We start from the raw sequence: 26,474 nt of genomic DNA on the forward strand, positions 1-26,474 counted from the left end.
ATGCCCGGCGACGTTCATCTGTTCGGCATCCGGCACCACGGGCCGGGATCGGCGCGGCGGCTGGTCGAGGCGCTCGACGCGCTGAACCCGGTCGCGGTGCTGATCGAAGGGCCCTCGGATGCGTCCGAACTGCTGCCCATGCTCGCCGACCCCGAGATGGTGACGCCGGTGGCGCTGCTGACCTATGCCGAGGACAATCCGGCCAATGCCAGCTTCTTTCCCTTTGCGGAGTATTCGCCGGAATATCAGGCCGCGCGCTGGGCGGTTCGTCACGGCGCAGCACTGCGGTTCATCGACCTGCCGGCGTCCGACCGGCTGGGCGTCGCGGCGAGCGAGATCGCGGAGGAGACCGCGACGAAAGCCGAAGACGATCCCATCAGCTACGACCCGATCGGTGCGCTCGCGACCGCTGCCGGCTATGACGACGGCGAGTCCTGGTGGTCCGACGTCATCGAGGAAAATCCTGCATCGGGACCGGTGTTCACCGCCGTCGCGGACGCGATGACTGCGTTGCGCGCCGAGACGAAGCTGCTCACCGCCCGCGAGGCCGCGCGCGAAGCCCATATGCGGATCGAGATCGCCAAAGCGGCGAAGGATTGCGAAGGTGCTGTCGCCGTCGTCTGCGGCGCATGGCACGTACCGGCGCTCCTTGAGCGTCGCAGCCTTGCGGCCGACCGCGAATTGCTCAAGGGCCGGCCGAAGACGAAGATCAAGGCGACATGGGCGCCATGGACTGCGCCGCGCCTGGCGCGCGCCAGCGGATACGGCGCGGGCGTGGTCGCGCCCGGCTGGTGCGCGCATCTGTGGGAAACGCGCGAGGGTGACCGCATCGCGCTCTGGCTTGCCAAAGTGACGCGTGTGCTGCGCGAGCGCGGCCATTTCGTCTCGACCGCCTCGGTGATCGAGGCGCAGCGTCTCGGCATCGCGCTCGCGGCGCTACGCGAACGGCCCTCGCCCGGCTTCGAGGAGCTGCGCGAGGCGGCGATCGCCTGCCTGTGCAACGGCGAGCGCGCGATGTGGAACGATGTCGCCGCCGAACTGCTGGTCGGTGCGGGTGTCGGCTCGATCCCGTCGGCGACGCCGCTGGCGCCGCTGCTGGAAGATCTCCAGCGCCAGCAGAAAGCGACGCGATTGAAGCCGGAAGCGCTGGAGCGGCCGCTGACGCTTGATCTGCGCAGCGAGAGCGGGCTGATGCGCTCCACACTCCTGCACCGGCTCAATGCGCTCGACGTGCCCTGGGGGCGGTTGACCGACGCGGGCCGCAGCCGCGGGACGTTCCGCGAGAACTGGCAGCTCCGCTGGGAGCCGGAATTCGCGGTGCGGCTGGTCGAGAACCTGCTCTACGGCTCGACCATCGCGGAAGCCGCCGCCGGCCGCCTGATCGAGGCGATGGGCAAGGAGACGGAGCTCGGCGCGCTGGCGGGCCTCGTGCGCAATGCCATGATCGCCGATCTGCCGCGCGCAACCGAGACCGGCATCGCGGCGCTGGAGACCAAGGCCGCTCTCACCAGTGACGGCCAGTCGCTGCTCGAAGCGCTGCCGCCGATGGCGGACATCCTGCGCTATGGCGAGGCACGTGCCGGCACCGTGGAGCATCTGGCTGCCCTCATGCCGCGGATCGTGGTGCAGGCCGCACTCGCTTTGCCCTATGCCGCGCGCAACCTGGATGTGCCGGCAGCAGCCAAGCTGCGCGGGGCGATCCTCGCTGCCGATGCCGCCATCCAGCTCGCTCAGCTCGAGGCTGACATCGTCGCCAAATGGCGCGAGGCGCTGACGGCCCTGCTGCACGACGACCAGGCCACTCGATTGATCGCCGGCACGGCCGCGCGTCTGCTTTACGAGGCCGAGCTGCTGGCCGCTGATCACACCGCCGATCTGCTCGCACGCATGCTGTCGCCCGGCACGCCGGTCGCCGAGGCCGCGGGGTTCTTCGAAGGCTTCTTCGAGGGCGCAGGCCAGCGGCTGATCCATGACGCCGCTTTGCGCGGCGCGGTGGATGCCTGGCTGCTGTCGCTCGACGACGAGGCCTTTACCGGCAGCCTGCCGCTGTTCCGTCGCGTGTTCTCGGCACTGGACCGCCACGAGCGCAGGCGGTTGATGGATGCGCTGTTCGCGCGCAGCACCGGCGCGAAGGGATATCGGTTGATCGCAGATGCTGCCGCGATCTGGCCGGAGCACCAGGCGCGCGTGCTCGCGCTGCTCAACGCAGGGAGCGCGCGATGAGCGAGACCGACGAGCGCAACCGCCGCTGGACGCTGGCTCTTGGCGTCGATACCGAAGACGGCGGAGCCGGTGCATCCTTGTCCGACAGCGACCGCCGCATGTCCGAGGCCCTGACGGCGCTCTATGGCAACGGCGACGAGGCGCCCAAGAAGGGCCGCGGCGGTCTCGGCGGCTCGGCGCCGCGCGTTGCGAAATGGCTCGGCGACATCAGGGAGTTCTTCTCTGCCCCCGTCGTGCAGGTGATCCAGAAGGACGCTTTCGAGCGCAAGGGATTGCGCCAGATGCTGCTCGAGCCCGAATTCCTTGCGACCGTCGAAGCCGACGTGAACCTGATCGCCGATCTTGTCGCGCTGCGCGGCGTGATGCCGGAGAAGACCAAGGACACCGCACGGATCGTGATCGCCAAGGTCGTGGCCGAACTGATGGAGCGGCTCGAGCGGCGCACGGCAGACGCGGTCCGCGGCGCGCTGAACCGCTCGCTGCGCACCAATCGTCCGCGCTTTGCCGACATCGACTGGCCGCGCACCATCAAGGCCAATCTGCGCCATTACCAGCCGGAGCATCGCACCGTGGTGCCGGAGCGGCTGATCGGCTTCCTGCGCCAGCAGCGCCGCATCGTCGATCTCGACGAGGTGATCCTGTGCGTCGACCAATCGGGATCGATGGCGACTTCCGTCGTCTACGCTTCGATCTTCGCGGCGGTGATGGCCTCGCTGCCTGTTGTCGCGACCAAGCTCGTCTGCTTCGACACCGCGATTGTCGACCTCACCGAGGAGCTCGCCGACCCCGTCGAGGTGCTGTTCGGCGTCCAGCTCGGCGGCGGCACCGACATCAACAGCGCAGTTGCGTATTGCGAGGAGCGCATCGAGCGCCCCTCCAAGGCGCATCTGATCCTGATCACCGACCTCTACGAAGGCGGCAATGCGGATGCGCTGGTGGACCGGCTGGCCCGGCTCGCGACGCGCGGGATCAACGTGATCGTGCTGCTGGCCCTGACCGACACCGGCCGCCCCTCCTACGACCCCGTGCTGTCGGCGAAGGTCGCGAGCCTCGGTATTCCCGTCTTTGCCTGCACGCCGGACCAGTTTCCGGATCTGATGGCGACCGCGCTGAAGCGCGAGGACGTCGCCGGATGGGCCGCCGACCGCGACATCAAGCTGGTCCGGCCCGAAACCTAGTCCGACCGCAGCGCAAGGCCTCTCCGCAACGTGATGAGATGATCGTCATCCTCCCACTGGCGCTTTGCTGCACCGCACCTAACTCAATGGAAAGTTCATATCAGATGGAGACTTTCCATGACCAAGTCCAACACTGCATCCGTCAAGACTTATCGCTATGAACTCGTGCACGGCGAAGGCGCTGATTTCGTCGCCTACCAGCGTCGGCGCGACGACGGGAACTGGCAGACCTTTTCGACGTGGATGATTCCGCGCGCAGTCTGCTAGGTCGCCACGTCCCCTCTCCCATCCACGCGTCGGAGGCAATCACTGCCTCCGACCGCGCGTGGTGATCAGCGCTTCTTCTCGTCGCCCGCTTGCGTGTTGCGCAGCAGATTGTCGCGCAGACGGCTGACGGTCTTCTGCACAACCGGAAACTCGTCGCCGAGACCGCTTGCCTCGCGCAAAGACTCACCGAGATCCTGCTCGATCAGCTTGCGCCCTGCCGGCGTCAGGCTAATTCGCACCTGCCGCTCGTCGGCGGGATCGCGGTGGCGCTTGAGATAGCCCGTCTGCTCGAGCTTCTTCAGGATTGGCGTCAGCGTGTTGGATTCCAGGAACAGCTTCTCGCCGAGCGCACTGACGGTCTGCTCGTCCTCGTCCGACAGCGCCACCAGGGCGATGTACTGGGTGTAGGTCAGCCCGACCTTGTCCAGCAGGGGCTTGTAGGCCCGACCGAAGGCGAGATTGGCCGAGTAGACTGCAAAGCACAGGAAATTCGAGAGATTTCGCCCCTTGTCGGCAGCTTTGAGGGAACGGGCCACGGGAACCTCCGCAATTCGTGATCTCGCCATCTATATAAATCGCATCCGATTAAATCGGAAGAGCTTGACCGGTGGGCTCGGCAGGATTACTAAAAACGCATCCGATTAGATCGGATACGATTTATTTTCTGCCAAATGGGATACGATCATGACCTCCGCTGCCAAGCTTCTCTTCACCGGCAAGACCCACGTCACGTCGGGCGCCGACGGTGCCGCGCACTCGGCCGACGGCTCGCTCGACATCAAGCTGGCCCAGCCGCATCCGGCCGCCGAAAACCTGTTCGCCGCCGCCTGGTCGGCTTGCTACCTCGGCGCGCTCGGCCTCGCGGCCGCCCAGCGCAAGGTCAAGCTGCCGAGCGAGCCGTCGGTCGACACCGCGATCGACCTCAACAATGCCGGCGGCGCCTTCTTCCTTCGCGCCCGTCTCGACGTCAGCGTCCCCGGCGTCGACCGCGCGGTCGCACAGGAGTTGATCGAAGCCGCGCATGGCATCTGCCCCTACTCCAAGGCGGTGCACGGCAACATCGAGGTGACCACCACCCTCGCCTGAAACCGCACGACGCGGACCGGCCGGCATCGGCCGGGCCCGCGGCGCGGACAAGCCAACGACCACAAGGAGCCGACCATGAGCCCTCGTCATCTGCGAACCCTGCGCGTGCTGTCGAGCGCAGTGCTGCTCGCGGCGAACCTGTTCACACTGCCTGCCGCGGCGGCGCAGACGGGCGTTACGCGCACCGACCTGCAGCGCCATGATCTCAGCGCGCCTGGGCGTGAGGCTGTGCAGGTACGCGTCGACCTCGCCCCGGGCGTCGCGTTCGGCCGCCACAGCCATCCGGGCGAAGAGATCATCTACGTGCTGGCGGGCGCCATCGAATACGATGTCGAAGGCAAGCCGCCGGTGACGCTGAAGGCCGGCGACGTGCTGTTCATCCCCGCCGGCACGGTGCACGCGGCGAAGAACGTAGGAAACGAGGCCGCCAGCGAGCTTGCGACCTATATCGTCGCCAAGGACAAGCCACTGCTGACTCTGGCGAAGTGAAGACGGTCCCTCGGATTGACTTGCAGATGATATCTGACTAAAGTCAGACATCATGCTCGATCCCGTTTCCCGCGTCCGCCGCTTCAACCGTGCCGTCACCTCCGCCGTCGGAGCGCTCGACAATTCGTTTCTTGGGCGCGGACGGCCGCTGGGCGCGGCGCGTGTGCTCAATGCGATCGGGCACGGGCGTTCGGACGTTGCCGAGATCCGCGACTATCTCGGGCTCGATTCCGGACTGATGAGCCGGCTGCTGCGCACCCTCGAGGACGAAGGACTGGTCGAGACCACTGCGCATGCGGACGATGCCCGCCGCCGCGTGGCGAAGTTGACGCGCACGGGCCGGCGCGAATTCGCCGCCTATGAGGCGCTGTCGAACGCGCAGGCCGAGGGCTTCCTCGCCCGGAATGCGCAAGCCGAGGCCTTGCTGGCAGCAATGGACATGGTCGCCTCCGCGCTGACGCGCGAACGTGTCGTACTGGACGAGATGGATCCGCAATCCGAAGAAGCGCGCTACTGCCTCGGCGAATATTATGCCGAGCTCGGCCGCCGCTTCAAACAAGGTTTTGACGTTTCGCTGTCGCGCGACCCCGACGCCAAGGACATGCGCCGCCCACGCGGCACATTCATCGTCGCGATGTCGGACACGTTGCCGATCGGATGTGTCGGGCTCAAGGGAACCGATCGCGGCTATGCCGAGATCAAGCGTCTCTGGGTCGCGCCCGCCGCGCGCGGGCTACGGCTCGGCCGGCGCCTGATGGACGCAGCCGAGGCCGCAGCGCGCGAGCTCGGCATCGCGCTGCTGAGGCTCGACACCAACAGCGCTCTGCCCGAAGCCGGCCAGCTCTACCGCACCACCGGCTGGCGCGAGATCCCCCGCTTCAACGACGACCCCTATCCGGATTTGTTCTTCGAGAAACGCATCTGATGCGGCAGGCCGTCGTCATCTCGTTCGTGTCGGTCGCACTACGATCTCGTTGACGTCGACATCGTCGGACTGCTCGACGGCGAAGCGCACGGCGCGCGCGATCGCGTCGGGCAGAAGCGCAATGGCGCGATAGGTCTTCATCGCCTCCGCGGCCACGGGGTCGGTGATGGTATCGGCGAGCTCGCTCTCGACCACGCCGGGATGGATGCAGGTGCCGCGAATGTTGTCGTGCTCCTGGCGCAGGCCGTCTGAGATCGCCCGCACCGCATATTTCGTCGCGCAATAGACCGCCGCCGTCGGCGACACGCTCAGGGCGCCGATCGAGGCGATGTTGATGATGTGGCCCGACCCGCGAGCCACCATGTCCGGCAGCACCGCCGCGATGCCGTAGAGCACGCCCTTGATGTTGACGTCCACCATCCGGTCCCACTCCGCGACCTTGAGCGAGGCCATCAGCGACAGCGGCATCACGCCGGCATTGTTGACGATCACGTCCACGCGGCCCCAGACGCCGCGTGCGGCATCGGCGAAGGCGGCGACGCCGGCGCGGTCGGTGACGTCGAGCGGGTGCGCGAGCGCCGCTCCGCCGGCGCTGTTCAGCTCGGCGGCGAGATCCTTGAGGCGATCGGTGCGGCGCGCGCCGAGCAGGACCTTCGCGCCGGCCGCCGCCAGCTCGCGCGCGATGCCGGCACCGATGCCGCTGGAGGCGCCGGTGATGAGAATGACCTTGTCGATTGGCATGAAGACCTTCCCGCTGCTTTCGCTGTGATTGCGGGAAGATGGACCGGCGCCATCGTCGTGATAAGACGACGATCCCTTACCAATCCGGCAAGCTGATCTAACCAATGGAACCCGACCTCAACGCCCTCGCCGTCTTTGCGCTGGTCGCCGAAGAGCGGAATTTCCGGGCCGCCGCCGAACGTCTCGGTGTGACGCGCTCGGCCGTAAGCCAGACCATCCGGCGGCTGGAGCAAACGCTTGGCATCGCACTGGTCCAGCGCACGACCCGCAGCGTCAGCCTGACCGAGGCCGGCGAGCGACTGCATGCGGAGATCGCCCCCGCCATTGCCGACATGCGCGCGGCGCTCGGCAACACAGAGGCATTGGGCGGTCGGCCGCGTGGCGTGTTGCGGCTCGCGGTCTCCTCGATCGCCGAGCGTTTCCTGTCCGGCTCGTTTCTCGCCGCCTTTGCGGAGGCCAATCCGGAGGTGCACCTCGACATAACCGTCACCGACGCCGAGTTCGACATCGTCGCCGCCGGCTATGATGCCGGGGTGCGGCTCGGCGAGGTGATCGAGCAGGACATGATCGCGCTTCCGATCGCCGGCGACGAACGGCAGCTCGCGGTCTGCGCGCCGGCCTTTCGTGACCGTTTCGGCGTTCCCTCGCACCCGTCCGAGCTGGCATCGTTTCGCTGCATCGGCTGGCGGCCGGCACCGAACGTCGTGCCTTATCGCTGGGAGTTTTCCGACGGCGGCAAGGAATTCAGCGTCGCGGTGGCGCCTGAGATCACGACCAACGACATGGCGCTGATGATCAAGCTGGCGGTCGCCGGTGCTGGCATCACCTTCGGCATGGAGGCGAGCTTCCGGCCCGCAATCGCGCGCGGCGAGCTGGTTCCCATCCTGGAAGACTATTGCCCGTTCTTCGCCGGCTTCTATCTCTACTATCCGAGCCGCCGCAACGTTGCGCCGAAACTGCGCGCGCTGATCGAGCACGTGCAGCGGCGCGTGTAAGCCGCAAGGAATTTGCCGTGACCGGAGACGACCTCGCCAATCTCTACCGCGCTTACATCGCCTGCCTGAACCGGCAGGACTGGCCGGCGCTTGGGCAGTTCGTGCATCACGACGTCGCCCACAATGCGCGGCCGCTCGGGCTCGCCGGCTATCGCACGATGCTGGAGCAGGATTTTCGCGAGATTCCGGATCTGCGGTTCAACATCGAGCTGTTGATCTCCGAATCGCCCCGTATTGCCGCCCGGCTGAAATTCGATTGCACGCCGGTGGGGACGTTTCTGGGACTCGCCGTGAACGGAAGACGGGTGTCGTTCTGCGAGAACGTGTTCTACGAATTTCGCGAGGGAAAAATCCGGCAGGTGTGGTCGGTGATCGACAAGGCCGCGATCGAGGCGCAGCTCTGACGCTGCGCCTCGCTTCTTGTCCTCACGCCGCCACCGGCGCCGCCTCGCCTTGCGGCTTGGCGAACGGCCTGAACGTCATCGCCATCAGGAAGGCGCCGAGCCCCATCGCCCACGAGACGATGTAGAGCCAGGCGTAGCTGGAGAACGCGTCGTAGATCAGCCCGCCGGCGAGCGGACCGGTCGCCATGCCGAGGCTGCCGGCCATCGCCGTGCCGCCGATCACCGTGCCCATCATCTTGAGCGGAAAGTTCTCGCGGATCAGCACGGCATAGAGCGGCATGGTGCCGGCATAGATGAAGCCGAACACGGCACCGACTGCGTAGAAGGTCGCAAGCTGGTGCGCGAAGACATAGGCCAGCGCGCCGAACGCCTGCAGCAGCAGGCCCGACACCAGCACCCGCTTGGCGCCGAAGCGGTCGCCCATCAGGCCGAAGGCGATGCGTCCGCCGAGGCCGGCAAAACCCTCGATGCTGTAGATCGTGACCGCCGCGACCAACGGGATGCCGCAGCTCACGGCATAGGAGACGGTGTGAATGATCGGGCCGGAATGGGTGGCGCAGCAGAAGAAGTTGGTGGCAAGCAGGATGAAGAATTGCGGCGAGCGCAGCGCCTCGCCCATCGACATCTCGCCCTGCGCAGGCCCTGCCTGCACTGGCGCGGCCGCGGCCTGCGCAAGCGCGGGCGGACGGCGCACCAGCAGCGAGACCGGGATCATGATGGCGCCGACCACCAGCGCGATGATCTGCATCGAGGTGCGCCAGTCATGGCCCGAGACCAGCCAGGCCGCGAGCGGCGACATCGTCATCGGGGCCATGCCCATGCCCGCGGAGACCAGCGACACCGCAAGGCTGCGGTTGGTGTCGAACCAGCCGGTGACGGTCGCCATCATCGGCGCGAAGATCGCCGCGCAGGAGGCGCCGACCAAGAGGCCAAACACGAACTGGAACACGATGAGCGAGGTCGCATGGCTCGCGGCGAACAGGCTGAGCGACAACACGGTCGATCCGGTCAGCACCACCGGGAGCGGCCCGAACCGGTCCGACGCCGTGCCCCAGGCCATGCTGGTGAAGGCCATCGCCAGAAAGCCGATCGTCATCGCGCTGGAGATACCGGTCACGGACCAGCCGGTGTCCTTGGTGATCGGCTGCAGGAACACCGGCAGCGAAAACATGCCGCCGATCGCGACGCAGCCGAGCAGGCCGCCGGCGGCGACGATCACCCAGCGATAGTTGGAACGAAGCATCTTTTGGTCTCCCGTCAGATCTGTCTGGGTGGAAGACGAACAGGAACTGCGCCAGCCGACAGCAGCGCGTCATTTTTGCCGCACGTATTTGTGACCCGCCAGTCGAAAGTGCGAAAACAACCCCATGCACAGTAGCCGGCCGCAGCGGGATCAATGACTTGCGAGGCCGGCGGCCGGCGTGGCCCGGAAACGGTTGCTCCGTCGGGCAAAACACTGGCAGAATGGCATCATCCCACCAAACACGAACTCGTCACGGCCTCGGTCTGTCGATCGCGGTACGCGACCGATCCATGGCCGCGTCGCTCAGGCTTCGGCCAGAGCTGGCATCGGACTGGGGCGTCGATCAGCTCGCGACGCAAGGCGAGACAAGGGCGGAAGCCGAAGCTTGTGCGGCCTTACTCACATCGAGAAGATCGACGCTCCAGTTCTCTAAACCCTCAAAGCAAGCGCACCGGAGTTTAGTGCGGGCCTCGCTTGCACCATCGAGCAGGGCTGGATGGCAACACGTGGCAGCTACATCCGGCTACTGGCTCCGGGCCAAGGTCGGCTCGAACAATCGAGCCAAGCTTGCACTACCAGCAGACGTTCACTGGCACGACCCGCCAATTCCAGCCGGTCCAGACCCGACGCCATCGCGTGCAATCATCCCAGCTGGCATAGCTCCAGCCGGGAGCACCCCAGCCGGGCCCCCACCCTGGGCCCCAGCCGGGTCGTCCCCATGCCGCCGCGCTGGCGATCCCGAGGCCGATACCGAGGCCCACCGCTGGTGCTCCCCAGCCGCCGCCCCGCCAGCCGCCACCGCGCCAACCACCTCCCCAGCCGCCACCGTGCCATCCTCCGTGAAAGCCGCGTTGGGCGGACGCTGCACCAGGCGCCAGGGCGAGCGCCGCTGCAATGCCGAGAGCGAAAAACGCCTTCTTGATCATGACAACCTCCAGTTCGAGCTGCGCGACCTAAACGTTTTGCGGTCCCCTTGGTTCTTGTTGAGCCCATCACGATGCACGAGCCGTTCGACGTACGCCGTGGGTCCTGGTGGATGAAGGAACCCATCCGGCCTGTTTCTTTAGAAATTGATTTTCGTTCTTTAGCAGCCGGGACCCACGCGAGGCCCGGGCGCTTTGCCAAATGCGTCCGCAAGTTAATTCGAAGGGTCCCACATCTGTCGGCGTCCCGATTGAGTTGGAGGCGGAGGATATGCACGCTGGCTTGCCGCCGAGCCGGCAGAGCGGTCGCCGTCTCTCGGCCAGTCCCGCTGCCGAGCAGCGGGAAGCAATCTCCGCTGGCACAGCCGGCCTGCCCCACATAGGTTCGACATGAAATTCTCGGGGACGCGTCCATGCCAAAGATCGACATCGCCATTGTCCCGGCCCGCAAGGGCGCGCCCTACCCCGCACCTTTCGACGCCCCGTGCGCCGAGCGCATCCGCAAGAGGCTCGGCAATGCCGGCGGCCTTGCCGATTTCGGCGTCAATCTGATGCGCCTGCCGCCGGGCAACTGGTCGAGCCAGCGGCACTGGCATTCGCATGAGGATGAGTTCGTCTATCTGCTCGAAGGCGAAGTGGTGCTGGTCGAGGACGGCGGCGAGACCGTGCTGCGCGCCGGCGATTGCGCCGCCTTCCCGAAGGGCAGCGGCAACGGCCATCACATGATCAACCGGTCGGATGCTGTGGCCGTCTATCTCGAAGTCGGCTCGCGCGCTCCGGACGATCTCACGACATGCTCTGACATCGACATGATGAGCGCCAACTCCGACGGCCGGTTCGTGCACAAGGACGGCACGCCCTATCCGGACGGCTAGTTCGCGTCCGCATCAATCTGCGCCGATGTCCGGTTACCGCGACACTGGCTCATGGAGCGCCCCTCGGCAGCTCCTGCTGCGCAACGATCCGCACCGGAGGAAACATGACGCAATCGACCACGTCGAAAACGGTTTCAATGCGGCGGTCGAACGACTGTGCAAATGCGATGGCGTCCTGGCTTCGTTCATTGGCAATGCGTGTGCCGAGCGTGCAATGGGGCGTCCAGGCGCCGGGGCGATAATGTGGCCGGCAATGAATCGGGTCGATGGCCGCGCTGATCGAAGCGTGCCATCGTCCGAGAATCTCGTTCGTTTCAGGCTCAGCCCACAGGATCAGCGGCGGGCCTGCGAACCACCGAATTCGCTTGAAGGCCAGGGTCAACCGTGTTGCGCCCTCCGTTGCGCGCAGCATTGCTTTCCAGGCGATCTCCTGCTCGATTTGAGGCGAGTCATAGATCGCAAAGGTCAGGTGTGGCCGGTACGCCAGAACGCGCATTGACGGCTCGTCTTCAAACGCCGCAACCTGGTCCCACAACCGTTCGATCTCGTGTGCGGAAGCGTTGTCGGCTCGGATATTGATCGCGATCGCCATCGGCGCCCTGTTCAAGCCTCGAGAGTTCGCCATTGTGATCAGTCGGGCAAGCGTCTGCAATGGATCGTTTTCGACGGCTTCAGCGGAGATGGCCGGCTGGCAATATCCGGGTCATCCCGACGCCGATCGCCCTTGTGCACCATGCAGCCGATGAAAAAGGAGGGGTCGCCTTGCGAATGCCCCCTCCTGCGTGCGCGGCAATACAATTCGGAGCGCACTGGCGGTCTGGGCCGCCCTTAAACCTCGCTTGCGCCGGTTATCGGAAATCAGCAGGCTTGCTACCATCTTGTCATCGTCGGCACGTTGCGCGGTATTGTCGTGCCGCGAGCCGCGGCCGTCGACTCAGCCTAAGCCGAACGAACTACGGATGGGGCAACAACCAACTGATCTATCCGCTCCCGGGCGGTCTCGATCAGCGCCTTGATCTCGTGTGATTGCTTGATCAATTGGTTGATCGCCGGCTCTTTGCCGAAATCCGACAAGACGATCCGAATACACGCGTTGGCGGTATCGAAAACCCGCAAAATTCTTTCCATCTCATCCGGGGTGAGATGTTCCAGCTGCATACGAGAAACAAAGCTCTCGACTTCGGTCGAGATACCGCGCAAGCGCTCCATTGCGACAGCGACGGTCGGCGCTGCGCATTTGTTGAACGGCACAACGTTGGACATCCGGCGTTTCCCTCTTCAACGAATATATTGATAGTATGCTGTCAATCATATAAACGACAACGAACGCGCTTATCGGAATTCGGTCGAAATTGATCCCGCTCTACAGCCCAGTGCAAACTCGTGCCATTTTCGAAGCTGAAGCAATCCGCTCATCTCAGACTGCAACGCGTCTCGAGCCCCGACGAATTTAGGGCAATCGGATTCTTGGAGCTGGAGCGCTACGCTTTGCTCGGTCCGTATTTCTACGGCCGCGCGATTACCGCGCTGCCTGGCATGCTACTGATGCTCGAGCAGACATCGCCTCGCAACCTTTCGGGAATGATGAATGCGATGGGTTGCACCGTGGTCGTGCCGATGAGCAACGAGACACACGCCGTCTTCAACGGAAGCACCTGGAGCTCGTCCGAGATCGGATTGCTGCGAAAGGAGGTCCTGGTCGACCTTCGAGAGCCGTCGCCCAACACGTTCGCTGTCATCCGGTTTTCTTCCGACATGCAGAATCGTGGATGGAACGAGTCGGAAGGGAGATTGCATTTGCACAATACGAGCGGCGAGCACCTTTCACGCCTGCAGCATGCTATTCGAAATGCCTTGGCGTTGTCGTCCGCGCCAATGCATCATCAGCAATTTGCGTTTGCTGCCGAATCGCTTCGGCATGAGTTGATAGATGCCTTGGATGATGTGCTGACTCCCAGAAGCGCGCGACCTTCGGGCTCACGCGCTTTCGAAGGGTATCGCAAGCTGGTTTCGAAGCTGGATGATTTTGCGCATTCGCATCCCGAGATTCCTCTATACAGCGAGGCCCTGGCTCGAGAGCTGGGAACGTCGGTCCGAACACTGCAACTTGCCGTCCAGGCCGTTCACGGAGCGAGCTTGCATCAGCATCTCCGCAGCAAGAGGCTTTGGTGCTTGCGCGCACAGCTCGCGAAGGGCAAACCGGCGACGTCCGTATCATCCGCCGCTTTCGCAAACGGCTTTACGCACATGGGGGAACTGTCGCAACTCTATAAGGTCACGTTTGGCGAACTGCCATCGGAGACGCTTTTGCGCAGTAGGAGCGCCTGAAAAGAGCGGACATCAGGCAGCCAGCCGCTAACGAGTCCGCGGCCCCAGTCTCCTCCCCCGCTGCCCGATCCAGTCGTGACTAGCCTGGCGGCGTCGTCCGGATTGCAGCCCATGAAAAAGAGAGGTCGCCTTGCGAGCGACCCCTCCTGCGTGTCCGGCAACGTCAGCTGATTGCGATCAGCGCTTTTGAACGGCAGCGACAGCCTTGCGGATGACGTCGATGACAAGGTCAGGCTGCGAGAGCATGATCACATGGCTGCTGTCGGCCTCGATCGTGATCGCCTTCATGCGCTTCGAAAGGAAGCGCTGAAGGTCAGGGTGCACGGTCTGGTCATTCTTTGCGAGAATGTACCAGCTCGGCTTCGACTTCCAGGCGACCTCATCGAGGTTTTGCTGCTCGAGCAGTTGGGCCGCGGGCGGATAGTGGGTCGCCCACACCAGCTTTTGCTCCTGCTCGGAAAGGTCTCCCGCGAAATACTTGACGCCCTCCGGCTTGATCCAGATGCGCCGGCCGGCGACCTCGATCTGCGAGAAGATCTCGGTGGGATATTTGTCCAGCTCGCTCTGAACGGTCTCATGAACGTCCGGAACGACAGCGGCGATATAAACCAGGGCAGCAACACGCGGGTCGGTGCCGGCGCCGGTGATGGTGGCTCCGCCGTAGGAGTGACCGACGAGGATGGCCGGGCTGTTGACCCGACCCAACGTGCGCCTCACGGTCTCGACGTCGTCCCCGTAGCTGTTGAGTCCGTATTGAACGGCGATCACTTCATGGCCATCGGCTTGCAAGGTCGGGATTACCTTGCTGAAGCACGAACCATCAGCCCAGAGGCCGTGGCAGAAAACGATCGCCGGTTTGGTTTGCGCAGACATACTGCATTCCTTTTTTGTAGCAGGTTGAGCGCCGGCGGCATGTTGGAAGCCTCAACCCGGCTCCAGCGACCCCCATTGCTCGGCACAACCTATTCGGTCATAAATGGCCGAATAGCCGTATTCCGTTCGGTTCTTTCGTTCTTGGAAGTCGCGAATGACAACGATCCTGGAAAGAACAGCCGGCCTGCTGGCCTTCGTGCGGACGGTCGATACGGGCTCCTTCGCCGGCGCCGCGAGGCTGATCGGCGCCAGCCCGTCGGCCGTATCGAAAAGCGTGGCGCGCCTCGAACATCGCCTCGGCGTCCGCCTTCTGCAGCGCTCGACCCGCACTCTCAGCCCGACGTCGGAAGGCGCCGCTTACTATGAGCACGTGGCGCCCCATCTGCGCGCGATCGAGGAAGCCGATGACGTCGTTCAGGCTCCGGGCAACGTCCGCGGCGTGCTTCGCGTCACCGTGCCGAGCACGTTCGGGCGCCCGTTGATCTCGGCATGGGCGGGCTCGTTCCTTAAGCGCTACCCCGACGTCAAGCTCGATCTCAGCGTCACGGACCGCCGTGTCGATCTCATTCGCGAGGGCTTCGACCTCGCCGTCAGGATTGGCGAACTGGAAGACACGAACCTGATCGGCCGCTCGTTAGGCGTCCTGCAATATGTTCTGGGCGCATCGCCGGACTACCTTCAGCGCCACGGAATTCCGCGATCGATCGACGATCTCAAGCAGCATGCCTGCCTCCGCCATTTGCTTGGCGGCCGCCCGCAGGCCTTCACCTTTGCGGACGGCACCCGGGTCATCCCCAATGGCCCATTCGACAGCGACGATGCTCAGTCGTTGATCGAGGCCGTCGTCAAGGGCGTCGGCATCACGCAGTTCATGCGCATCGCCATCGAGGACGATCTCGCCGCCGGACGACTAAATGTCGTGCTGCCGGAGATACCGATGTTCACCACGCCGGTCTATGTCCTGCACGCGTTCGGACGGCAGCTTCCCCTGCGAGCGCGCCTGTTCATCGATTTTCTGGTCGAGACCCTGGGCGTGCCGCGAACCCTGTGCGATGAATTCCGGACGTGACGAAAATGAGTGTCTTCGTGCCACCTCTTCCCCGAACGCATCAGGTGGCGTAGAATGTCACTGCCCTGAAAGCGGGACGTGCCGAAATCACCGTCCGGGCAAACAAGCAGCGCTGGCGCTATCGGCAGGCACGTGCTCTCTTGACCGTTATTTTTTCGGTTTCATACCCACCGTTCACCACGAAGTTTGCGCGCTGCTTATGTGGCCGCTCGTTCGGTAATGTCGGGAGAAAGCGATGAGCAAGGTCGATCGAAGGTCCGCACTGGGAATCGGGTTGGCAGCGGCTTCAGCTGCCTTGATCAAGCCAGCCGCCGCTCAAACCACGGGCTACAAGGATACGACGCCTTGGCCAGGTGTCGTGGTGCGTGAATACGAAGGCGAGACACCATCCCTGATCCCAGGCTTCAAGACCGTCTCAATGCGCGATGTCATTATACAGCCGGGGTCGAAGACCATGGGGCCGCCGATGATGAATGCCATGGTCTGCCATGTCACCGAAGGAGAGCTTCGACTTGAGCAAGACGGAAAGTCCTTTACGGGCAAGAAGAATTTCGTGTGGACCTGCAACAAGGAGACAAAAGAACAGGCGTACAACGACGGCAATGTGGTCGCGATCATGCGGATCACGGACCTGAAGGCTTAAGGCTCGTTGCTTGATGGGATGTCGGTTTTAGGAGCGGGTCGCGCACGCGACAACGCGCCCTCCGCGCGCGACACGGCCGTTGAAAATCGGGACGGCGAATCTGCCTCTAGAGAGGCGGTCGCGGCATGCCGAGTGACCTGCTCTGCGAAGCGCTTCGTGTGAGCAGATCTAGACCTACCGGTTCCTCAGCTGTGGCAGGCGATCTGCAGGGGCGACCAAACCGCCATCAACAATGAAAAATTCGCCGTCCGCCGCACCGTCTCTGTGCTGCTTTGCCGTTTGATAAGCCGGACTTTCGTACCAAGCCCTGGCTGCTGCCATATCAGGAAATTCAATCAGAACGATACCTTGCAGCGGCCCCATTCCAGTGCGGTGAACGGAGTATAGACGGAAAGAACTTTGGCACCCCGGCCCGCAAGTGTCGGGCCGGACGCCTTCCAGTACTCTTCGCCCCCCCGTCCCGCATCCTAGTTCTCCAGCCCCTGCTTCCCGATCCAGTCGTTGACCAGCTTCGCGACATCGTCCGAATTGCGGTCCATCATCAGCATGTGGGTGTTGCCCTTGATCCCCATCTTCGGCAGCTCGAACGTATCGACCTTGCCGCCGGCGGCCGCGACCGCCTGGCTCCACTTGGTCGGATTGACCACGAGCTTCGACCACACCGGGACCTTGTCGATGAAATCGCCCCACACGATCAGGTGCGGCACGCCCTTGAGCCTGGCTGCATCGGCCTTGCCGGGATCGGGCGCGCCCGACGGCTCGACGGCGATCAGCGCCTTGACCTTGTCGGGTGCATTGAGCGCGGCGGTGAAGCCGAAATTGCCGCCCTGGCTGTGAACGATGATGATGCACGGGCAGACCTTCTGCACCAGCGCGTCATAGGCCTTTTGCGTAGCGGCGTCGTTCGTCGCCCAGCGTGGAATGCCCTGCTTGGCGAACTGATCGAACGCCTCGATAGGGAATTGCTCGCCCTCGAACGCCTCGCGCTTGCCGCCAACCTCGTAAGCAGGCCCGATCCGGAACAGCTCCCAGGCCTCCTTCTTGGGCCGGAAGAACGGCTCGCTCTTGAAGATTTCTGGATAGCGCGCCCAGGACGCACGGCCGCGCTCGACGGCATCCGAAACGTAGACGTCATAGCCGGCGTTGAGGAAGAACTGCTGCCAGCCCGGCTTGCCGTCGGGCTTGGTCTCCCAGGTGACGCCGGACAGACCGCCGCCATGCCAGAGCAGCAGCGGCAGCTTCGACTTCGGCGCGGCCTGCTTGACGAACTGGACGTACATCTGCTCGACCTCGAACTCGCCGTTCGGATCGACCTTGATCGGCGGCGCGCCGGGCGAGAACACGATCTCCTTGGACGGAAGCCCATTCAGTGTCTCGGTGTGTCCGCCGACGTGAAAGCTGCCGACCTCCTTGACGAGGTAGTCGGCCGCGGCGGGCGTTGCCGCCGCAAGAGTTGCCACCAGGGCGATTGCGATCGTGCGCATGTAGTTGTCCTCCGCCTTCGACTTTTGTTGTTGGCGGCAACGTTAGGCCACGCATCGATGCAGGGCAATCGCCAGAGCGTAATTTGACTGGCCGGGCACGACACCGGGATGATGTCATCATCCCGGCATTGCCGTCGCATCATCCGAGCTGAGCACTTCTGGCGCGCTGGCGCCATTGACTGACCGTGAGCCAGATGGCGGAGACCAGGAAGTAGAGTGCTCCGACCCCGGCATAGCCCGTGACAGTTGCGATGGATGGAGACATCGGCGTCGTGGCCTGAAAGACGAAGAAGCCGCCGGCCAGGGCCGACTGGCCACCGCTGAGCACCATCGCCCATTGCGCGCCATAGCTTTTCCAGCGCCGCACCGCCGTGCCCAACTGGAGCAGCCCCGCAAGAATTGCCCAGGCGCCGAACACGCCAAGCACCCAGTTCATACTCACTTGCAACGCAAGGAGGACCGCGACGGCGGTCACAAGACTGGCCACAACGTTCAACGCCTGCGTACGATTTTGGTTGAGTCCGCCGCTACGCAAGCCGTCGACAAAATTGGCCGCGGCGTCCCATGCCGGATAGAGCACGAGCAGGACGCCGGCAATCGCCGCGGACGACCGCCCGGCCGCAAGCGCGGCAACGACCCAGGCGACGGAGAATGCCGCGCGCAGGAAATAGTATTGCTTCAGCCATCGTTCGCGATCGGCACGAACCAGATCCAGTTGATGTTGCGCCATTGCCGTCTCCTTTACCTACTAGTTGGTAGTTTACGCACACAGCAAGCCGCCCTCGCCCGGCTCGCCTGCGCGGGCGGTCATCGTCTCGCCGATGTCTTCAGTGCTTCGTGGAAAGCCGGTCCAGCAGCGGGCCGGTGATCACGCCGAACATTTTGGGATCGCCATAAGCGCGCGCCGACAGCATCGCGCCGTGAATCGTTGCCATGAATGCTTCAGCTTCGACCTTGGCAGAGCTGGAGACGTGAAGCCGCCCCTTCCGTTTTCCCCGTTCCATCACCGATGTCAGCCAGGACGCGAGCGCGCGGAAATGCGCGCGGACCTCGAGGGCCACCTCCTCCGGAAGCATCGGAAGCTCGCTGGCAAGCAGCGCGCAGACGCAAAACGGCGCGGTTGCGTCCGCAATGCACGCCTCCCAATACGCAACGTAGCTTTTGAGCTGGTCGCGCGGATCGGGGACATTGCGCTCCAGCGCAGCCAGTCCCGCCTCGGCCTCTTCGCGATAGCGCGACACGAGGGTGCGGACCAGATCGACCTTGCTGGCGAAATGGTGGTGGATGCTCGGCTTGCGGATGCCGACGACGTCGGCGATGTCGGCATAGCTGAAGCCGTTATAGCCGCCCGCAATGATCAGGCCGCGCGCGCAGGCCAGAATGTCGTCGGCGGTCGAGGAAACGTTGGTCATGGCCAGCTAACTACCTTCCAGTTGGTAGATCGTCAAGAATGGGGTGCTTCAACCATCCGTGAGTGATAGGAGGCCTGCCATGACCATTCGTCCGATCGTCCGCTTCCCCGACCGCCGCCTCGCAATGCCGGCCCGCCCGGTCACCGCCTTCGACGATTCCTTGCGCGAGCTGGCGGCAGATCTGCTCGACACCATGCGCGCGGCGCCCGGCATCGGCATCACCGCGCCGCATATCGGCGTGCCCTTGCGCGTCGTCGTGCTCGAGCTCGATGCCAAGGACGGACCGAAGACTTACGTCAATCCGGCGATCGAATGGGCCTCGCCGGAGATGATCATGCACAGGGAAGGCAGCGTCTCGATGCCCGGCGTCAACGACGAGGTGCAGCGTCACGCCCGCGTGCGCATCAGCTACCACGATCTCGACGGCAACATGCAGACCGAGGAGTCGGAGGCTTTGCGCGCCGTCTGCCACCAGCACGAGATCGACCAGCTCGACGGGATGTTCTGGATCCAGCGGCTGTCGCGGCTGAAGCGCGAGCGGCTGGTGAAGAAGTTCGAGAAGATGTCGCGGAATTCGTAGGGTGGGCAAAGGCGCGCTTGCGCCGCGCCCACGATCTCTCTCGGTCGCGAAAGATGCGTGGGCACCCTTCGCTTTGCCCACCCTACGAGGCAGTGCCTCCCCTTCGCGCAGCCGCGGACTAATCCACCCTACGCCCTCTTCCCGCCCCGCTTGGTGATCGGCGCGTTGCGGCGCTCGCGCTTGCCGCGCGCGATCTCGGTCGCGAGCGCGTCGAGCTTCGGCTCCCAGAAACTCCTGAACCGGCCGATCCACGCATCCACCGCCTGCAGCCCCGCGGCGTCGACCGAATAGAGGCGCCGTTGTGCCTCGGCGCGGACCGTCGCAAAGCCGCTCTCGCGCAGCACCTTGAGGTGCTGCGACACGGCGGCCTGGGTGATCCCGAACTCGGCCCCGATCACCTCGACGACCTCGCCGGACGCCATCTCCCCGGGCGCGAGCAGCTCGAGGATGCGGCGGCGCACGGGATCGGCGAGGACCTCGAAGGCGTGCATCAGCTGCCCGTGCCCGGATGCGCGACGCCGGGCGGCATCTCGCCGCGATAGAACGCGATGGTGCGGTCGGACCGCTCCTTCGCCGAAGCCGGGTCCACCCCGCTCGCCACATGCGCCGCGCGCCAATATTCGCCGCTTGTCGTCATGAAGTCCTTGCCCTCTGGCGAGACCATCCAGGCCTCGGCCGTCTCGTGGTCGACCGATGCTCCGGTCGCAACGTATCGCTCGAGCCCCGCAAGAGCGAGGTCCCAACCGATCCCCACCGCGCCCGGGCCGAACTGATTCCAATGATCCTCGATGAGGGCGGTGTGCTCAAGCGTCAAGCGCGCCTGGTTTCGCTCCGCCGCCAGCTTGACGTCGATCCAGCTCGTCGCGCCACCGAATTCCCAGGTCGCGGCAAACCGGGTCGGCGGCGTGCACGCCGTGATGGTGCCGCCGGCATTGCCCTTGACCTGGTACCGTCCCCCGAGCTCGAGCTCGCCCTCGATCGGCGCAAACCAGCGCGGAATACGCTGCTTGCTCGTCACGGCGTCCCAGAGATCGTCGACATCGGTCTCGTAGAGACGCGTCAGCGTCACCGTGCTGGCCGGTCTTCCGTCCTTCTCGAAATTCTTCACCGACCGCGCGACAAGCCCCAGGACCCTGGCGACATCGATCTGCATTGCAGTCCTCCCTTTTGTTTGCGCTGGGAGAAATATCGGCCTTCACTAATATAAGTCAACTCTTATATTCAGGCAGGCGTTCGGCGGCGGCCGGTGCGTTTCTTCGCACGGGCCGCCGCCGGAAGTCGTCACTTCAGCGGCAGGAAAAGTTCCGCGACCGTCTCGTGCTCCGGAACTTCCGGAAAGAAGCTCAGCCGCTGGCAGTAGATCGGGAAGTCACGCACCTCCTCGCCGCTGGCCGGAAGCCAGTCGCGGTAGAGATAGAGCGCGGCCGGCTCCAGATTGTCGGTGTAGCCGACGACGCGCAGCACGGCACAGCGCCCGCCGGGGATCTCGCCGGACTTGATGTCTTCGCCGTTGGCCACGATCGGCTGATCGGTCCCGACACAGAGGTCCGCGCTGTAATCGGCGGGCTGCGCCGGTCGCCGTTCCGAGCGCCAGACATTGAAGGTCGGGCTCGTGCTGGGATGAAGACCGGCGGATTTGCGCCAGGCGATGAAGCGCTGGATGGTGGCGCCAAGCATCGCGGGGTCGCCGCGGTGCTCCATGATCGCCACCTTGATGGTGGGCACGTTGCGGATCGTCACGTCGTCAGGGGTAAAATTCGTCTGCATGAGCTTGCTCCTCGCGATATCGAGAGGCCCGAAGGCCGCAAGCCACGGTTCCCACACGGGCGATTTCCGGAACGACGACGGCGATTGCCCGAACCGTTGCCGAAAGGCGCGGGCGAAGGCATCCGGTGCGTCATAGCCGGCGTCCATCGCAATGTCCGTGACGCTTTGCGCGTCACTGTAAGCCAGCCGGTAGGAAGCGCGCTTCATACGGGCGAGCTGGACATAACGAAGCACCGACAACCCGAAGGTCGCCGAAAACTGCCGATGGAAATGGAATTTCGAGAAGGCCGCGACACCGCTCAAGCTGTCCAGGTCCAGATCCGTGTCGAGATGCCGGTCGATATGCTCCAGCACCCGCCGCATCCGCGCCTGATAGTTTTGCAGTGCCGCCGTCATCGTCCCTCCTCCGTGGCGGCTGCAGTTAGGCGAAGGCGGCGACGATGCGCTCGACCGATCTTGCGGTTTGGCGGTCCGTAGGATGGGTAGAGCGAAGCGAAACCCATCGCGTTCGTGTGGAGGAGCGATGATGGGTTTCGCTGCGCTCTACCCATCCTACGGCTGCCTCAACCGCCCGCCATCAGCGCCTTCGCCAACGCCATGTAGGCGGGCAGCGTCACGGGATCGTTGGCGGCATTGCCCGCCATGGGATGCGAGGCGTAGCGCGCGATCACCATCTCGGCCCTGGGATCGATGTAGATGCCCTGGCCGTGAACGCCGCGCGCCATGTAGGCGCCGTGCGCGTTGTGCGTGACCCACCATTGATTGCGGTAGGAGGCACCCGGCAGCGTGGTGTAGCCGGCCGGCTTGAATTTCTCGGGATCGCCGCCGCGCGCGATGTCCTCGACCACCTGCGACGGCACGATCTGGCGGCCGTTGAAGCGGCCGTGATTGCGCATGGTCTCGCCGAAGCGGGCGAGATCGCGCAAGGTGGTGGAGAGGCCGCCGCCGCCGCTTTCGGTGCCGATGCGGTCGACATGGTAATGCGCGTCCTCTTCCGCGCCGATCTGCGTCCAGATGCGCTCGGAGAGCAGGTCCGACAGCGTCAGGCCGCTGACGCGCCTGACGATCCAGGCGAGCACGTCGGTGTTGACGGTCTTGTAGGCGAAGGCCTTGCCGTGCTCGCCCTGCTTCTTCTGCGCGACGAGGAAATCGAAGATGGTGGTGGCACCATCATAATCCGGCGGGATCGGCGCCATGCCGTTGGCGCGCCTGAGGCCCCAGACGTGCGAGTTCCTGTCGGTGTAGACTTCCGTGTATTCGAGCCCGGTGGTCATATCCATGACCTCGTGCACGCGTGCATCGGTGAATGCGCTGGCCTTCAGCTCGGGCACGTAGTCGGTGACGGGTGCCTGCGGATCGATCTTGCCCTCGGCGACCAGCATGCCCGCGAGCACGCCGGTGAACGATTTCGTCACGGACATCGCAATGTGCGGCTTGTGCGGCTTCAACGCGCCGAAATAGCGCTCGTAGATCAGCTTGCCCCGATGCAGCACGGCGATGCCGTCGGTGTAGGTTTCCTCCAGCATCTTTGCGAAGGTCATGGGCCGACCGTCCATCGTGGTCGAGGCGACCGCGCCGATGTCATGGTCCTCGCGCGGCAGCACCGACGCCGGCCCTGCCCCGCGCCAGACATTCACGGTCGGCACCAACTGGCGCACATTGCTCCAGGCCCAGCGCAGCTCGGGGAAGCTGCGGAACGAGCCGTTCTGGAAGGTGATCGTGCGCTCGGGCGCCGGCGGAAAGCCGCGCATCCAGCCGAGGGCTTCGGGGTCGGTTTCGGCGGCGGGAGGATGGGCGGCGACGTTCACGGACATTGACACGAGCTCCAGAGGATGGAGCTCGTGTCGTAGCATGGGTCCGCGCAACGCACATCTTGCCGATATGCTGGGCTGCTGCGCGGGCGGCTGCGTCGTTAGCCCTTCCGCCCCGTGCGCTTCTTCGCCTTCGTCGCGCGCTTGCGGCCGGGCGCTGCGGCACGCGACGGTGCGCCGGCTGCGCGACCGGTGCCGGCGGTCAGCTCGGGCCGCAAGCGGGCGAGCTTGGCGCGGTCGGGCAGCAGATCGGCAAAGCCGTCGATCGCGCGCGGTGCGGCAGGGCCGTCGCCGGGAGCGGCCCGCGTGACCGTCTCGGTCTGGCTGAGCGCCTGCAGGCGCCGGCAGGCTTCGCCGAGGTGATAGGCATCGCCGCCGAGCGCCACCCATTTGCCGACCTCGGGATGCAGCACGAGATTGGCCGAATGGTTGTCGGTCGAGCTGGTCGGATAATCGACGAACACGTCGAGGCCCGACTGCACGCCCACCATCACGCCCTGCGCCGACCACGAGACCGCGACGTCGACGCGATAGCGGCCCGGCTTCTCAAAGGCGAAGCCCGCCGTGCTCCAGAACACTTTCGCCGACGCCGTGACGCTCTGGCCGGGCTCGAGCTCGGCCACCTTGGCGTGCTCGCACAGGATCACGAAGGGCCGCACCGGCCGCTCGCGCCCCTCGCCGTCGGTGACGGTGATCGACGCGAACAGCGCCTCGACGCTGACGTCGTTCGGCGCGCGCAGCGACACGCCGCTGGTGTTCGTCATCGTCCAGGTCAGGTCCAGCGGCTGGCCGAGCGCGACGCGATCGGTCGTGGCCGTGACCGTCAGCGACAGCTCCGACGGCTCGAAATCGTGCCGGTCGGCGGCCTGCGGCGCGCCCGTCGGGAACCAGCTTGCGAACGGCCATCCGCCCGGACGGATGACGGGATCGGGCATGTGGTTAAGGTGATGCCGCACATTGGTGTTGTGCGCGAGCTTGATCTGGTCCGGGAACACGCCGGGCGCGCCGGTGGCGGGACCGCCGAGCACGTCCGCGACGCTCGGCGTCGTGGTCATGATCGAGTTGTCGGCCGCCGTCTCCTGCTCCTGGTGGATCTGGTTCAGCGTGTGCGTCAGCTCGTGGGTGGCGCTGCGCAGGAACGCACGCGGCACGTCGCGCTGCTTCTTGTTGGCGGCAAGGCCGAAGTTCGAGGAGTCCGAGACCGGATAGCCGTCATCGGAGAAGCTGGCGCAGCCCTCACGGGGCACGCCGATCTGGTCGTACATGATGCCGCGCGAGCAGCCGAGCTTTGCCGGCACGACGATCATGTGCACGCGCCATTCGGTGTCGAGATTGGTCGCGGGATTGCGCACCGTGGTCATCAGCGCGTGCAGGTCCGCCGAGCTCCAGCAATTGGTCGGCACGACGCCCGCAGGGACAGGCACGTTGAGCTGGTCCTGCACGACGGTGAGCTGCCAGCCGGTCTTGGCGAAGACCGTGTCGAAGAACTCCGTGCCGCCGGCACCATCGGGCACCGGCGCGGGCCTGACAGCACCGACCAGCGTGTCGATCTCCAGCGTGCAGCGGCGGAAGAATTTCGACACCCAGGCGAGCGTGATGCTGCCCTTGTCCACGCCGCCCTCGAACAGCCGGCCCTGGTAGAACGGCCCGCCGGTCAGCGAGAACGGGAACGGCGCCGGCACCTTCGACAGCTTCAAGGTCACGGTGCGCGACGGGGTTGCCGGGAACGAGCCCTTGAACTGGCCGGACGGCGGCTGCGTGTAATTGAACTGCTCGGCGACGATGGTCAGCTCGCATTTCTTCGGAAACGGCACCGCGACCGGCGCGGACACGCTGGTGACCCTGAGATAGGAGTGATAGCGCGCGCGGGGGAATATCGGGATCCGCGGCCGCAGGATCGGATGCGGAATGACGGGCTCGTCGACCGCGCTGAGCGAGGCGGCAAGGCTCGTCAGGCCGGGGTCCGCTGCCGCGTCATCTTCTTCGTCCGTACCACCCACAGGCGGCAGCGGATGGGGGAGCGGATCAATCACCAGCCGCTTCGAGTAGAGATCGCCACTGACGATCAGATGATCCGCGCCGCCGTCGGGCGCCGAGCGATCGACGCGCAGCGTGCCTTCGAACGTCACAAGGCTCGCCGTCGGCCTGAAGTTGATCTGGTAGCAGCCCTCGCGGAAATCGAGCTTGCACAGCCTGAACGGCGGTATCGGCTGCAGGTCGGTCGCGGCCGGCTGGTCGCCGGGCTCCTCATCGCCAAAGCTGATCTGGCGCGACAGCGGCACGAGCGGCTTCATCGCCGGCTCGACCGATGCATCGGTCATCTTGGCCAGGCTTCCGCTCGATCCATGCTCTGAACAATTGCACATGTCGTAATCTCCTCGTTGAGAATGGCGAGGCGATCGACGTGAGACGCGGGATCATTCGCGGGTAACCCCGCGTTATTCTGGTCGGCCAGGGCTTGCTTGAATCCTACGCGCGCCGATAGGTCACAAGGCACCCTTCTGAATCCGTGAACTCAAACCGGTCGGCCTCGAGTGAAATGCGATAGGTCACAAGTTCATCGTTCGCCGTCCCGACGACGAGTGTGCTGGAGTCTTCGAGACGGTAGATGCCCGCATCCCACCACACCATGCCCTGCCCTTTGCCGCGCACGCCGCGGTAAGTGCCTGTCTGGAATGTGAGGGTTGCGGGATACTTGTCCGCACACGCGGCCGCCGTGGTTTTGGTCCACGTCCCAACCATGCTCTGTCCGTGTTTGTCAGCCATAGTGTCTCCATAGCTTTCATCGGCCGGCGCGAGGCCGGTCGGTGGCTATTTCAACATGTCGTTCTGACGTGTGCAGCTCGTTTGAAGCTGATGTGGTGGGAAATTACCACGCACAATCACAGCAGGTGTTTTGTCGCATAGTGGAGGGGAGCGTGCGTGTGAAGGGGTTCACAGGATGGGTGCGACAAATTGGGCGGTGGGGCATCTAAGGGATGAAGCGCCAGGACGACAAAGCCTAGGCCCGTTCTCGCCGACGCGAGTTTCCTCGGCCAGAACGAGACTAGGAGGAATTTCCGCGCGGCCGTCGCAATTTGTGCTTGGTCATCGCGATCTATTGTCGCTTCTCGAAATCGCGATCGAGGATCGATCTCATCAGCTCCAAGACCTCTAGA

29 protein-coding genes are annotated in these 26,474 nt (G+C 64.6%); 13 read left to right on the top strand and 16 right to left on the bottom strand.

Annotation, left to right across the window (positions count from 1 at the left end; translation table 11 throughout):
* The 3 genes from A7X65_RS09745 to A7X65_RS42595 all read left to right on the top strand — a co-directional run bounded on the left by A7X65_RS09745 (position 1) and on the right by A7X65_RS42595 (position 3,668).
* Positions 1–2,223 carry a DUF5682 family protein gene (locus A7X65_RS09745; RefSeq protein ID WP_063684214.1) on the top strand — a complete coding sequence of 741 codons (2,223 nt, stop codon included), beginning with the start codon at positions 1–3 and terminating at the stop codon, positions 2,221–2,223.
* A complete protein-coding gene (locus A7X65_RS09750; RefSeq protein ID WP_063684215.1) occupies positions 2,220–3,401 on the top strand; it encodes a VWA domain-containing protein in 1,182 nt (393 codons plus the stop codon). The genes A7X65_RS09745 and A7X65_RS09750 overlap by 4 nt, the downstream gene beginning before the upstream one ends.
* 117 nt (positions 3,402–3,518) lie before the next feature.
* On the top strand, positions 3,519–3,668 hold the full coding sequence (locus tag A7X65_RS42595; protein ID WP_063684216.1) for a hypothetical protein: 150 nt from the start codon (positions 3,519–3,521) through the stop codon (positions 3,666–3,668).
* 65 nt (positions 3,669–3,733) lie between these two features.
* Here A7X65_RS42595 and A7X65_RS09760 read toward each other — a convergent pair whose 3' ends face one another.
* Positions 3,734–4,234 (bottom strand): MarR family winged helix-turn-helix transcriptional regulator, encoded by a 501-nt coding sequence (locus tag A7X65_RS09760; protein ID WP_208608603.1) that lies wholly within the window; start codon positions 4,232–4,234, stop codon positions 3,734–3,736.
* 118 nt (positions 4,235–4,352) lie between these two features.
* Here A7X65_RS09760 and A7X65_RS09765 point away from each other — a divergent pair, with 118 nt between their 5' ends.
* The 3 genes from A7X65_RS09765 to A7X65_RS09775 all read left to right on the top strand — a co-directional run bounded on the left by A7X65_RS09765 (position 4,353) and on the right by A7X65_RS09775 (position 6,168).
* Positions 4,353–4,754, top strand: a complete 402-nt coding sequence (locus tag A7X65_RS09765) for an Ohr family peroxiredoxin (protein WP_063684219.1) — start codon at positions 4,353–4,355, stop codon at positions 4,752–4,754.
* Between the two features lie 75 nt (positions 4,755–4,829).
* Positions 4,830–5,243, top strand: coding sequence for a cupin domain-containing protein (locus A7X65_RS09770; RefSeq protein ID WP_082884869.1), 414 nt, complete (start codon positions 4,830–4,832; stop codon positions 5,241–5,243).
* A gap of 52 nt (positions 5,244–5,295) precedes the next feature.
* Positions 5,296–6,168, top strand: coding sequence for a bifunctional helix-turn-helix transcriptional regulator/GNAT family N-acetyltransferase (locus A7X65_RS09775; protein WP_063684221.1), 873 nt, complete (start codon positions 5,296–5,298; stop codon positions 6,166–6,168).
* A gap of 15 nt (positions 6,169–6,183) precedes the next feature.
* Here the strand turns inward: A7X65_RS09775 and A7X65_RS09780 are convergent, their stop codons facing one another.
* Positions 6,184–6,909: an SDR family oxidoreductase gene (locus A7X65_RS09780; RefSeq protein WP_063684223.1), complete on the bottom strand. Its 726-nt coding sequence runs from the start codon at positions 6,907–6,909 to the stop codon at positions 6,184–6,186.
* 104 nt (positions 6,910–7,013) lie between these two features.
* Between A7X65_RS09780 and A7X65_RS09785 the strand changes: the two genes are divergently transcribed.
* A complete protein-coding gene (locus A7X65_RS09785) occupies positions 7,014–7,904 on the top strand; it encodes a LysR family transcriptional regulator (protein ID WP_063684225.1) in 891 nt (296 codons plus the stop codon).
* A gap of 17 nt (positions 7,905–7,921) precedes the next feature.
* A complete protein-coding gene (locus A7X65_RS09790; RefSeq protein ID WP_063684227.1) occupies positions 7,922–8,308 on the top strand; it encodes an ester cyclase in 387 nt (128 codons plus the stop codon).
* A 22-nt stretch (positions 8,309–8,330) separates the two neighbouring features.
* Here A7X65_RS09790 and A7X65_RS09795 read toward each other — a convergent pair whose 3' ends face one another.
* Positions 8,331–9,551 carry an MFS transporter gene (locus A7X65_RS09795; RefSeq protein ID WP_063684229.1) on the bottom strand — a complete coding sequence of 407 codons (1,221 nt, stop codon included), beginning with the start codon at positions 9,549–9,551 and terminating at the stop codon, positions 8,331–8,333.
* Positions 9,552–10,887: 1,336 nt separating this feature from the next.
* Between A7X65_RS09795 and A7X65_RS09800 the strand changes: the two genes are divergently transcribed.
* Complete coding sequence (locus A7X65_RS09800) at positions 10,888–11,349, top strand: cupin domain-containing protein (RefSeq protein ID WP_063684231.1); 462 nt, start codon at positions 10,888–10,890, stop codon at positions 11,347–11,349.
* A gap of 49 nt (positions 11,350–11,398) precedes the next feature.
* Here A7X65_RS09800 and A7X65_RS09805 read toward each other — a convergent pair whose 3' ends face one another.
* Both A7X65_RS09805 and A7X65_RS09810 read right to left on the bottom strand, forming a co-directional pair.
* Positions 11,399–11,941 (bottom strand): 2'-5' RNA ligase family protein, encoded by a 543-nt coding sequence (locus tag A7X65_RS09805; protein ID WP_063684900.1) that lies wholly within the window; start codon positions 11,939–11,941, stop codon positions 11,399–11,401.
* A 347-nt stretch (positions 11,942–12,288) separates the two neighbouring features.
* Positions 12,289–12,612, bottom strand: a complete 324-nt coding sequence (locus tag A7X65_RS09810; RefSeq protein ID WP_063684233.1) for a hypothetical protein — start codon at positions 12,610–12,612, stop codon at positions 12,289–12,291.
* Between the two features lie 204 nt (positions 12,613–12,816).
* Between A7X65_RS09810 and A7X65_RS09815 the strand changes: the two genes are divergently transcribed.
* The gene (locus A7X65_RS09815) at positions 12,817–13,677 is read left to right on the top strand and encodes an AraC family transcriptional regulator (protein WP_145658897.1); all 861 of its coding nucleotides are present in this window, start codon (positions 12,817–12,819) and stop codon (positions 13,675–13,677) included.
* A gap of 177 nt (positions 13,678–13,854) precedes the next feature.
* Here A7X65_RS09815 and A7X65_RS09820 read toward each other — a convergent pair whose 3' ends face one another.
* Positions 13,855–14,550: an alpha/beta fold hydrolase gene (locus tag A7X65_RS09820; RefSeq protein WP_063684237.1), complete on the bottom strand. Its 696-nt coding sequence runs from the start codon at positions 14,548–14,550 to the stop codon at positions 13,855–13,857.
* A gap of 154 nt (positions 14,551–14,704) precedes the next feature.
* Here A7X65_RS09820 and A7X65_RS09825 point away from each other — a divergent pair, with 154 nt between their 5' ends.
* Together A7X65_RS09825 and A7X65_RS09830 are read left to right on the top strand one after the other, a co-directional pair.
* A complete protein-coding gene (locus tag A7X65_RS09825) occupies positions 14,705–15,619 on the top strand; it encodes a LysR family transcriptional regulator (RefSeq protein WP_063684239.1) in 915 nt (304 codons plus the stop codon).
* Positions 15,620–15,854: 235 nt separating this feature from the next.
* On the top strand, positions 15,855–16,262 hold the full coding sequence (locus tag A7X65_RS09830) for a hypothetical protein (RefSeq protein WP_063684241.1): 408 nt from the start codon (positions 15,855–15,857) through the stop codon (positions 16,260–16,262).
* A 174-nt stretch (positions 16,263–16,436) separates the two neighbouring features.
* Here A7X65_RS09830 and A7X65_RS40505 read toward each other — a convergent pair whose 3' ends face one another.
* The 4 genes from A7X65_RS40505 to A7X65_RS09845 form a co-directional block, all read right to left on the bottom strand.
* Positions 16,437–16,625 carry a DUF1330 domain-containing protein gene (locus A7X65_RS40505; protein WP_082884871.1) on the bottom strand — a complete coding sequence of 63 codons (189 nt, stop codon included), beginning with the start codon at positions 16,623–16,625 and terminating at the stop codon, positions 16,437–16,439.
* A 104-nt stretch (positions 16,626–16,729) separates the two neighbouring features.
* Positions 16,730–17,746: an alpha/beta hydrolase gene (locus A7X65_RS09835; protein WP_063684242.1), complete on the bottom strand. Its 1,017-nt coding sequence runs from the start codon at positions 17,744–17,746 to the stop codon at positions 16,730–16,732.
* Positions 17,747–17,885: 139 nt separating this feature from the next.
* Positions 17,886–18,476 (bottom strand): DUF308 domain-containing protein, encoded by a 591-nt coding sequence (locus tag A7X65_RS09840; protein WP_063684244.1) that lies wholly within the window; start codon positions 18,474–18,476, stop codon positions 17,886–17,888.
* 97 nt (positions 18,477–18,573) lie between these two features.
* Positions 18,574–19,158, bottom strand: coding sequence for a TetR/AcrR family transcriptional regulator (locus tag A7X65_RS09845; RefSeq protein WP_063684246.1), 585 nt, complete (start codon positions 19,156–19,158; stop codon positions 18,574–18,576).
* Positions 19,159–19,237: 79 nt separating this feature from the next.
* Between A7X65_RS09845 and A7X65_RS09850 the strand changes: the two genes are divergently transcribed.
* Positions 19,238–19,738, top strand: a complete 501-nt coding sequence (locus tag A7X65_RS09850; RefSeq protein WP_063684250.1) for a peptide deformylase — start codon at positions 19,238–19,240, stop codon at positions 19,736–19,738.
* A 128-nt stretch (positions 19,739–19,866) separates the two neighbouring features.
* Here the strand turns inward: A7X65_RS09850 and A7X65_RS09855 are convergent, their stop codons facing one another.
* The 6 genes from A7X65_RS09855 to A7X65_RS09880 form a co-directional block, all read right to left on the bottom strand.
* Positions 19,867–20,229 (bottom strand): ArsR/SmtB family transcription factor, encoded by a 363-nt coding sequence (locus A7X65_RS09855; protein ID WP_063684252.1) that lies wholly within the window; start codon positions 20,227–20,229, stop codon positions 19,867–19,869.
* Entirely contained in the window at positions 20,229–20,891 is a 663-nt protein-coding gene (locus A7X65_RS09860) for an SRPBCC family protein (RefSeq protein ID WP_063684253.1), read from the bottom strand. The genes A7X65_RS09855 and A7X65_RS09860 overlap by 1 nt, the downstream gene beginning before the upstream one ends.
* 128 nt (positions 20,892–21,019) lie before the next feature.
* Positions 21,020–21,901 carry an AraC family transcriptional regulator gene (locus A7X65_RS09865; RefSeq protein ID WP_063684255.1) on the bottom strand — a complete coding sequence of 294 codons (882 nt, stop codon included), beginning with the start codon at positions 21,899–21,901 and terminating at the stop codon, positions 21,020–21,022.
* A 167-nt stretch (positions 21,902–22,068) separates the two neighbouring features.
* The gene (locus tag A7X65_RS09870; protein ID WP_063684256.1) at positions 22,069–23,319 is read right to left on the bottom strand and encodes a serine hydrolase domain-containing protein; all 1,251 of its coding nucleotides are present in this window, start codon (positions 23,317–23,319) and stop codon (positions 22,069–22,071) included.
* A 98-nt stretch (positions 23,320–23,417) separates the two neighbouring features.
* Positions 23,418–25,637, bottom strand: coding sequence for a hypothetical protein (locus tag A7X65_RS09875; protein WP_245323367.1), 2,220 nt, complete (start codon positions 25,635–25,637; stop codon positions 23,418–23,420).
* Between the two features lie 148 nt (positions 25,638–25,785).
* On the bottom strand, positions 25,786–26,082 hold the full coding sequence (locus tag A7X65_RS09880; RefSeq protein WP_063684260.1) for a hypothetical protein: 297 nt from the start codon (positions 26,080–26,082) through the stop codon (positions 25,786–25,788).
* Positions 26,083–26,474: the final 392 nt, after the last annotated feature.

It is taken from the genome of Bradyrhizobium stylosanthis (assembly GCF_001641335.1).
Taxonomy (GTDB): domain Bacteria; phylum Pseudomonadota; class Alphaproteobacteria; order Rhizobiales; family Xanthobacteraceae; genus Bradyrhizobium; species Bradyrhizobium stylosanthis.

Excerpts from the sequence above, each read along its gene's own strand:
- A7X65_RS09760 (WP_208608603.1), bottom strand. The coding sequence starts at position 4,234 with ATGGCGAGATCACGAATTGCGGAGGTTCCCGTGGCCCGTTCCCTCAAA.
- A7X65_RS09785 (WP_063684225.1), top strand. The coding sequence starts at position 7,014 with ATGGAACCCGACCTCAACGCCCTCGCCGTCTTTGCGCTGGTCGCCGAA.
- A7X65_RS09745 (WP_063684214.1), top strand. The coding sequence starts at position 1 with ATGCCCGGCGACGTTCATCTGTTCGGCATCCGGCACCACGGGCCGGGA.
- A7X65_RS09845 (WP_063684246.1), bottom strand. The coding sequence starts at position 19,158 with ATGACCAACGTTTCCTCGACCGCCGACGACATTCTGGCCTGCGCGCGC.
- A7X65_RS09775 (WP_063684221.1), top strand. The coding sequence starts at position 5,296 with ATGCTCGATCCCGTTTCCCGCGTCCGCCGCTTCAACCGTGCCGTCACC.
- A7X65_RS09800 (WP_063684231.1), top strand. The coding sequence starts at position 10,888 with ATGCCAAAGATCGACATCGCCATTGTCCCGGCCCGCAAGGGCGCGCCC.
- A7X65_RS09795 (WP_063684229.1), bottom strand. The coding sequence starts at position 9,551 with ATGCTTCGTTCCAACTATCGCTGGGTGATCGTCGCCGCCGGCGGCCTG.
- A7X65_RS09780 (WP_063684223.1), bottom strand. The coding sequence starts at position 6,909 with ATGCCAATCGACAAGGTCATTCTCATCACCGGCGCCTCCAGCGGCATC.
- A7X65_RS09770 (WP_082884869.1), top strand. The coding sequence starts at position 4,830 with ATGAGCCCTCGTCATCTGCGAACCCTGCGCGTGCTGTCGAGCGCAGTG.
- A7X65_RS42595 (WP_063684216.1), top strand. The coding sequence starts at position 3,519 with ATGACCAAGTCCAACACTGCATCCGTCAAGACTTATCGCTATGAACTC.
- A7X65_RS09805 (WP_063684900.1), bottom strand. The coding sequence starts at position 11,941 with ATGGCGATCGCGATCAATATCCGAGCCGACAACGCTTCCGCACACGAG.
- A7X65_RS09865 (WP_063684255.1), bottom strand. The coding sequence starts at position 21,901 with ATGACGGCGGCACTGCAAAACTATCAGGCGCGGATGCGGCGGGTGCTG.
- A7X65_RS09765 (WP_063684219.1), top strand. The coding sequence starts at position 4,353 with ATGACCTCCGCTGCCAAGCTTCTCTTCACCGGCAAGACCCACGTCACG.
- A7X65_RS09750 (WP_063684215.1), top strand. The coding sequence starts at position 2,220 with ATGAGCGAGACCGACGAGCGCAACCGCCGCTGGACGCTGGCTCTTGGC.
- A7X65_RS09830 (WP_063684241.1), top strand. The coding sequence starts at position 15,855 with ATGAGCAAGGTCGATCGAAGGTCCGCACTGGGAATCGGGTTGGCAGCG.
- A7X65_RS09825 (WP_063684239.1), top strand. The coding sequence starts at position 14,705 with ATGACAACGATCCTGGAAAGAACAGCCGGCCTGCTGGCCTTCGTGCGG.
- A7X65_RS09835 (WP_063684242.1), bottom strand. The coding sequence starts at position 17,746 with ATGCGCACGATCGCAATCGCCCTGGTGGCAACTCTTGCGGCGGCAACG.
- A7X65_RS09860 (WP_063684253.1), bottom strand. The coding sequence starts at position 20,891 with ATGCAGATCGATGTCGCCAGGGTCCTGGGGCTTGTCGCGCGGTCGGTG.
- A7X65_RS40505 (WP_082884871.1), bottom strand. The coding sequence starts at position 16,625 with ATGGGGCCGCTGCAAGGTATCGTTCTGATTGAATTTCCTGATATGGCA.
- A7X65_RS09820 (WP_063684237.1), bottom strand. The coding sequence starts at position 14,550 with ATGTCTGCGCAAACCAAACCGGCGATCGTTTTCTGCCACGGCCTCTGG.
- A7X65_RS09870 (WP_063684256.1), bottom strand. The coding sequence starts at position 23,319 with ATGTCCGTGAACGTCGCCGCCCATCCTCCCGCCGCCGAAACCGACCCC.
- A7X65_RS09875 (WP_245323367.1), bottom strand. The coding sequence starts at position 25,637 with ATGACCGATGCATCGGTCGAGCCGGCGATGAAGCCGCTCGTGCCGCTG.
- A7X65_RS09810 (WP_063684233.1), bottom strand. The coding sequence starts at position 12,612 with ATGTCCAACGTTGTGCCGTTCAACAAATGCGCAGCGCCGACCGTCGCT.
- A7X65_RS09850 (WP_063684250.1), top strand. The coding sequence starts at position 19,238 with ATGACCATTCGTCCGATCGTCCGCTTCCCCGACCGCCGCCTCGCAATG.
- A7X65_RS09840 (WP_063684244.1), bottom strand. The coding sequence starts at position 18,476 with ATGGCGCAACATCAACTGGATCTGGTTCGTGCCGATCGCGAACGATGG.
- A7X65_RS09880 (WP_063684260.1), bottom strand. The coding sequence starts at position 26,082 with ATGGCTGACAAACACGGACAGAGCATGGTTGGGACGTGGACCAAAACC.
- A7X65_RS09855 (WP_063684252.1), bottom strand. The coding sequence starts at position 20,229 with ATGCACGCCTTCGAGGTCCTCGCCGATCCCGTGCGCCGCCGCATCCTC.